6 protein-coding genes are annotated in these 6,701 nt (G+C 70.0%); 4 read left to right on the plus strand and 2 right to left on the minus strand.

Annotated elements, in window-relative coordinates; all coding sequences use genetic code 11:
* Positions 1-506: 506 nt before the first annotated feature.
* Positions 507-857, plus strand: coding sequence for a hypothetical protein (locus ACZ4SF_RS36975; protein ID WP_468393235.1), 351 nt, complete (start codon positions 507-509; stop codon positions 855-857).
* Between the two features lie 118 nt (positions 858-975).
* Positions 976-2,169: a pyridoxal phosphate-dependent aminotransferase gene (locus ACZ4SF_RS36980; RefSeq protein ID WP_468393237.1), complete on the plus strand. Its 1,194-nt coding sequence runs from the start codon at positions 976-978 to the stop codon at positions 2,167-2,169.
* A gap of 51 nt (positions 2,170-2,220) precedes the next feature.
* Here the strand turns inward: ACZ4SF_RS36980 and ACZ4SF_RS36985 are convergent, their stop codons facing one another.
* A complete protein-coding gene (locus tag ACZ4SF_RS36985) occupies positions 2,221-2,751 on the minus strand; it encodes a YbjN domain-containing protein (protein ID WP_468393239.1) in 531 nt (176 codons plus the stop codon).
* Between the two features lie 139 nt (positions 2,752-2,890).
* Between ACZ4SF_RS36985 and ACZ4SF_RS36990 the strand changes: the two genes are divergently transcribed.
* On the plus strand, positions 2,891-3,394 hold the full coding sequence (locus ACZ4SF_RS36990) for a hypothetical protein (protein ID WP_468393241.1): 504 nt from the start codon (positions 2,891-2,893) through the stop codon (positions 3,392-3,394).
* A 3-nt stretch (positions 3,395-3,397) separates the two neighbouring features.
* On the opposite strand, the gene clpB is transcribed toward ACZ4SF_RS36990, so the two are convergent.
* Positions 3,398-5,995, minus strand: a complete 2,598-nt coding sequence (gene clpB / locus ACZ4SF_RS36995; protein WP_468393243.1) for an ATP-dependent chaperone ClpB — start codon at positions 5,993-5,995, stop codon at positions 3,398-3,400.
* A 119-nt stretch (positions 5,996-6,114) separates the two neighbouring features.
* Here clpB and ACZ4SF_RS37000 point away from each other — a divergent pair, with 119 nt between their 5' ends.
* Positions 6,115-6,528, plus strand: coding sequence for a pyridoxamine 5'-phosphate oxidase family protein (locus ACZ4SF_RS37000; RefSeq protein WP_468393245.1), 414 nt, complete (start codon positions 6,115-6,117; stop codon positions 6,526-6,528).
* Positions 6,529-6,701: the final 173 nt, after the last annotated feature.

Genomic DNA, 6,701 nt, shown 5'->3' on the forward strand with positions numbered 1-6,701 from the left:
AAAGGCCCCTGACCTGCACAGAAGGGCAGATCGGGGGCGGTCGGCGTCCCCACCGCGGTGGTGAGTGGAGGATGTGGCCTCTCGGCATCTCACGCCACGACCGGTTTGCAGGGACACGCTGATCACCGCGGACACCTGTGCGCACTCGCGGCTCCAGCGTGGGCCGTCACCATGCTCCCGAGGCTGTTGCAGCGTCAATTGCGCAAGTCAGGGCATAAGTGGACACCACGCCCACTGCTCGCTACGGTCGAAATGGCAGGCACCGCAAGTGCAGGACGGGAATGTTCCGAGTCCGCACACCGGAAAGTCAGCGTGGCAAGCCGGAGTTCACCGGCCCTTGGTGCCCGAGTTCACCGGCCCTCATGGTGTCCGAGTTCACCGGCCCTCATGATGCCCGGCTTTCCGCGGTGTGAGTGCTGCTCCCTGCAGGGTGGATCGTGCAACGGGTCTGCCCCGGCCAGGGCGAGGCACCGTATGCGCGTTCCATCTCGAAGGAGAGGATAGCTATGCGCTCGAAGCGAATCATGGCGGTCATGGCGAGCCCCCTCGCCGCAGCGGCCCTGGCCTTCTCGCCGCCGCTGATGTCACAGGCGGCAGCCGATACCAGCCAAGCGCCGACGGCGTTCGTCCCGCAGGCCCCGGAAGGCAAGAGCCCCAGCAAGCAGGGGGCGATTGACGGGGCGGCTGCCGGAAAGCAGGACGGCAAGAACTGCCGTTGGGGTCAGCACGACGCCCCCGAAAAGAAGAAGAACGTCTACAAAAAGGCAAGGGACTACACGGCATACGAGGACGCCTACGAGGCGGCGTACAAGACTGCCTACGAGCAGCTCGACGACGCCTGTGACCCCGACGAGTAGCGCAGGCCGGTTACTCATGGGCCCGACGCTCCCTTCTGGTCGGGAATGGTGCGTCGGGCACCACCGCGGCTGTTCCCCCGCGAAGCCGTGTTGAGGAAGTCCAGAGCTTGGGCGCAGGATGGCCGGCATGACCTCCAGCGCACGCCCTCACCTCAACCGCCGGCTCGCCGAGTTCGGGACGACGATCTTCGCCGAGATGTCGGCGCTCGCCGTGGCGACCGGGTCGATCAACCTGGGCCAGGGGTTCCCGGACACCGACGGCCCCGAGGAGATCCGGGAGGCCGCCGTACGGGCCCTGCGCGACGGCCGCGGCAACCAGTACCCGCCGGGCCCCGGCGTTCCCGAGCTGCGTACCGCCGTCGCCGCGCACCAGCAGCACCGCTACGGGCTGTCGTGGGACCCGGACACCGAGGTACTGGTCACGGCGGGCGCGACGGAGGCGATCGCCGCCGCGCTGCTGGCCCTGGTCGAGCCCGGCGACGAGGTCGTGGCCCTGGAGCCCTACTACGACTCGTACGCGGCGAGCATCGCCATGGCGGGCGGACGGCGGGTGCCGGTGACGCTCCGGCCGCACACCGGCGACCGGGCCCGGTTCCGGCTGGACCTGGACGAACTGCGGGCGGCCGTCACCGACCGCACCCGGCTGCTGCTGATCAACACGCCGCACAACCCGACCGGTACGGTCCTCACGCGCGCGGAGCTGGCCGCGATCGCCGAGCTGGCGGTGGAGCGGGATCTGCTGGTGGTGACGGACGAGGTGTACGAGCATCTGGTCTTCGACGAGGCCGGGCATCTGCCGCTCGCCACGTTCCCGGGGATGCGGGAGCGGACGGTGACCATCGGCTCGGCCGGCAAGACGTTCTCGTTCACCGGCTGGAAGGTCGGCTGGGTGACGGCGGCGCCGGAGCTGGTCGGTGCGGTCCGTTCGGCGAAGCAGTACCTGACCTACGTCTCCTCGGGACCCTTCCAGTACGCGGTCGCCGAGGCTCTCACGCTGCCCGACTCCTACTTCGAGGAGTTCCGCCGGGGCATGCTGGCCCGCCGGGACATCCTGGCGGAGGGGCTGAGGGCGGCGGGCTTCGAGGTCTTCGAACCGGCCGGCACGTACTTCATCACCACCGACATCCGTCCCCTCGGCGAGAAGGACGGCTTCGCCTTCTGCCGCGCCCTGCCGGAACGCGCCGGCGTGGTGGCCATCCCCAACGCGGTGTTCTACGACGACCGGGAGGCGGGGGCGCCGTTCGTGCGGTTCGCCTTCTGCAAGCGGGAAGAGGTGCTCCGGGAGGCGGCGCAGCGGCTGCGGAGCATGTGAGGGCCGGGGGTCCGGGGGCGGCAGCCCCCGGACCTCAGCGGCGGCGGAGGATCACTCCTCGTCTTCGCCGGGCTCCTCGGACGCGTCGACGTCCTGCTCGAGACCGAGCTGCTCGACCAGCCACTTGTCGAACTCGATCGCGGCCCGCACCCAGCTGACCGTGGAGGAGACGAAGTGGTTGATGTCGACGCCCGTGCCGATCAGCATCTGGGCCTCGCCGATCAGGCGGACGGTGCCGTCGTCGTGGGTGTGGGTGTACACCTTCGGCCACAGCGTACGGCGGTTCCAGTCGTCGACGGACTCCAGCAGCTGCTGCTTCTCGTCGATCTTGTGGGGGCGGTCGTAGAAGGTCCGCACCGAGAAGACGGCCTGCTCGGCCTCTCCCCGGAACATGAAGTAGGTGCGGAACTGCTCCCACGGCGCCGCGAGGTCACCCTCCTCGTCGACGATGTACTTCAGCTCCATCTGGTCGAGAAGCTGCTTCACCAGGTCCTGATCCGGGAGGACGGGGCCCGCCGGTCCTTGGGGCTGCGGTTCGGGCTGGCCCCCGAAGTTCGGAATCGAGGACGGGTCGATGCTCACCGTGTTTTTCCCTTCATGCGGATGCCGCCATCCTCCCCCATGCGGGGAGGGGGGTGGCAAGCCCCGACGGGGCCTGTCAGCCGTCGGCTGACATGATCCGTCCGGTCGGGCGCAGGGCCCGCGGGCGAGGGGGTTCGGTATGGCGGGACGGCGGTGGACCAGATGGGTCCGGGTCGCGGCGATCGGCGCGCTTCCGGCGCTGGTGGTGGTCTGGCTGATCGTGGCGGCGGTGCGGTTCGCGACCTCGGACCATCCGCTGGGCGGAGGCCCGGAGAAGGTGCCGTGCGCCGAGGCGCTGGCCTTCGGCGGGGCGAAGCTGCCGGACGGGGCGTACGACACCGACTGCGTGGTGCGGTCCTGGCTGGACACGAACTACCAGGCGCGGTTCCGTATGCCGAGGGCGGAGGTGCGCGACTGGCTGGAGACCACCTATCCGGTCGCGCCGAAGCCGAAGTCGGCGTACTGCTACCCGGACTCCGTCGATCTCTGTCTGCACCTGGAGTTCCAGGAGGGCACCGAGGACTACGCCGGTCTGGTCCCGGGCGCGGCCGAGCCGGGATTCGGCGCGTACGCCGCCGATGTCGCCGTGACGTACGAGGGCCCGGACCGGGCCCTCGTACGGTTCTCGGCGTTCACCACCTGAGCGTCACAGCGTCTTGCCCGTGGCCGGGCCCACCAGCAGGCCCTCGCCGAAGCGGTCGACGCGGACGGTGTCGCCGTCCTTGATCTCGCCGGAGAGGATCTCCTTGGCGAGCCGGTCGCCGATCGAGGTCTGCACCAGGCGGCGCAGCGGCCGGGCGCCGTAGGCCGGGTCCAGGCCCTCCTCCGCCAGCCAGGCCAGCGCCTCGGGCGTGACCTCCAGGGTGAGCCGGCGCTCGGCCAGGCGCCTGCCCAGGCGGTCGATCTGCAGCCTCGCGATCCGCTCGAGCTCGGGCTTGGTGAGGGCGGAGAAGACGACCAGGTCGTCGAGCCGGTTGAGGAACTCCGGCTTGAACGAGGTCCGGACGACCTCCAGCACCTGCTCCTTCTTCTCCTCCTCGCCGGTGAGCGGGTCGACCAGGAACTGGCTGCCCAGGTTGGAGGTGAGCACCAGGATGGTGTTGCGGAAGTCGACCGTACGGCCCTGACCGTCCGTCAGGCGTCCGTCGTCCAGCACCTGGAGCAGGACGTCGAAGACCTCCGGGTGGGCCTTCTCCACCTCGTCCAGCAGGACGACGCTGTAGGGGCGCCGGCGCACGGCCTCGGTCAGCTGGCCGCCCTCCTCGTAGCCGACGTACCCGGGGGGCGCGCCGACCAGCCGGGCCACGTTGTGCTTCTCGCTGTACTCCGACATGTCGATGCGGACCATGGCCCGCTCGTCGTCGAAGAGGAAGTCGGCGAGCGCCTTGGCGAGTTCGGTCTTGCCGACACCGGTGGGGCCGAGGAAGAGGAAGGATCCGGTGGGCCGGTCGGGGTCGGCGACACCGGCACGGGACCGCCGTACGGCGTCGCTGACGGCCCGCACGGCCTCGCCCTGCCCGATGAGCCGCCTGCCCAGCTCCTCCTCCATGCGCAGCAGCTTCTGCGTCTCGCCCTCCATGAGGCGGCCGGCCGGGATGCCGGTCCAGGCGGCGACGACGTCGGCGATGTCGTCGGAGCCGACCTCCTCCTTGACCATGGTGTCCCTGGCGGCTTCCTCCTCGGCCGCGGAGGCGGCCTCCAGCTCCTTCTCCAGCTGCGGGATCTCGCCGTAGAGCAGCTTGGCGGCGGTGTCGAAGTCGCCGTCGCGCTGGGCGCGTTCGGCCTGCCCGCGCAGGTCGTCCAGCTTCTCCTTCAGCTCGCCGACCCGGTTGAGGGACTGCTTCTCCTTCTCCCAGCGGGCGGTGAGGCCGCGCAGTTCCTCCTCCTTGTCGGCGAGGTCGCGGCGCAGCTTCTCCAGCCGCTCGCGGGAGGCCGGATCGGTCTCCTTGCCGATCGCCAGCTCCTCCATCTTCAGCCGGTCGACGGCGCGCTGAAGTTCGTCGATCTCGACGGGCGAGGAGTCGATCTCCATGCGCAGCCGGGAGGCGGACTCGTCGACCAGGTCGATGGCCTTGTCCGGCAGGAAGCGGGAGGTGATGTACCGGTCGGACAGGGTGGCGGCGGCCACCAGCGCGCTGTCCGCGATCTGCACCTTGTGATGCGCCTCGTACCGCCCCTTGAGCCCGCGCAGGATGGCGATGGTGTCCTCGACGGTGGGCTCGGCGACCAGCACCTGCTGGAACCGCCGCTCCAGGGCGGGGTCCTTCTCGATCCGCTCCCGGTACTCGTCCAGGGTCGTGGCGCCCACCATCCGCAGCTCACCGCGGGCCAGCATGGGCTTGAGCATGTTGCCCGCGTCCATGGCGGAGTCCCCGCCGGCGCCGGCGCCCACGACCGTGTGCAGCTCGTCGATGAAGGTGATGATCTGTCCGTCGGAGCCCTTGATCTCGGCGAGTACGGCCTTCAGCCGCTCCTCGAACTCTCCGCGGTACTTCGCCCCGGCGACCATGGCCCCGAGGTCCAGCGCGACGAGCCGCTTGTCCTTCAGCGACTCGGGCACGTCGCCCTTGACGATCCGCTGGGCGAGTCCCTCGACGACGGCGGTCTTGCCGACGCCGGGCTCCCCGATGAGGACGGGGTTGTTCTTCGTCCTCCGGCTGAGCACCTGCACGACCCGCCGGATCTCCTGGTCCCGTCCGATGACCGGGTCCAGCCGGCCCTCACGGGCGGCGGCGGTGAAGTCGGTGCCGAACTTCTCCAGGGCCTTGTACTGGCCCTCGGGGTCGGCGGTGGTCACGCGGCGTCCTCCCCTGGACTTCTGGAAGGCGTCCTGCAGCTTCTTCGCATCGGCGCCCTGCCGTTTGAGCACCTCGCCGGCCGGGCCGCCGTTCGCGGCGATGCCGAGGAGCAGGTGCTCGGTGGACAGGTACTCGTCGCCGAGGTCCTTCGCGCGCTCTCCGGCGTCGGCGATCACGGCCAGCAGTTCGCGGTTGGGCTGCGGGGGCGCGACGGTGGACCCGGTCACGCTGGGCAGCCCGGCGAGAATCCGCTCGGCGCCGGAGCGCACGGCCGCCTGGTCGGCCTCCACGGCCGCGAGCAGATCGGTGATGTTCTCGTTGTCCTGGCCCTGGAGCAGAGCCAGCAGCAGGTGAGCAGGGGTGAGGTCCGGGTGCCCCTCGGTCACGGCGCGGTTGCTCGCCGTGTTGATCGCGTCCCGGCTCCTGTTGGTCAGCTCGGCGTCCACGTTGTCCGTTCTCCTCCTCGGCCACACACTCTTCCACTGCTGACTTAACCAGCGTACACAAAGTTGAGTCTATTCCGCTCAAGGTTCAGAAGGGAGCCCTCCGGCGCTAGGTTGCGCCCATGACGAGGCACTCCGTGGACCCGGTTTCCCCCGACGAGCCGTACCTCGCCTTCTGGCGCGAACGGCATCTGTGCACCCTGACGACCCTGCGCCCCGACGGCAGCCCGCACGTCGTACCGGTGGGGGTGACGTACGACGCCGGGGCCGGGCTGGCGAGGGTGATCACCAACGGCACGAGCACGAAGGTCAGGCATGTGCGCGCGGCCGGACCCGAGGGCGCCCGGGTGGCGGTGTGCCAGGTGGACGGCCGGCGCTGGGCGACGCTGGAGGGGCGGGCCCGCGTACGGACCGAACCGGACCGGGTGGCGGAGGCGGTACGGCGCTACGCGGAGCGCTACGAGCGGATGCCGAGGCCGAATCCGGCCCGTGTGGTGATCGAGATCGAGGTCGAGCGGGTGCTGGGCCACGGATGACTATTTCCGGCCACCGCGAAACTGCTCCCATACCTCGAGATGTCCACGCAAAACTGCAGCGGGGGGGGAGGGGGGGGGGGGGGGGGGGGGAGGGGGGGGGGGGGGGGAGGGGGGGGGGGGGAGGGGGGAAAAACGGAGAAGAAAAAAAAAAGGAGAACACACCAAGCTGCCAG

The organism is Streptomyces sp. NPDC027663 (assembly GCF_055566415.1).

What these genes read in the sequence shown, in the direction of transcription:
- ACZ4SF_RS36990 (WP_468393241.1), top strand. Translation starts at nt 2,891, where the DNA reads ATGGCGGGACGGCGGTGGACCAGATGGGTCCGGGTCGCGGCGATCGGC.
- ACZ4SF_RS37000 (WP_468393245.1), top strand. Translation starts at nt 6,115, where the DNA reads ATGACGAGGCACTCCGTGGACCCGGTTTCCCCCGACGAGCCGTACCTC.
- ACZ4SF_RS36975 (WP_468393235.1), top strand. Translation starts at nt 507, where the DNA reads ATGCGCTCGAAGCGAATCATGGCGGTCATGGCGAGCCCCCTCGCCGCA.
- ACZ4SF_RS36980 (WP_468393237.1), top strand. Translation starts at nt 976, where the DNA reads ATGGCCGGCATGACCTCCAGCGCACGCCCTCACCTCAACCGCCGGCTC.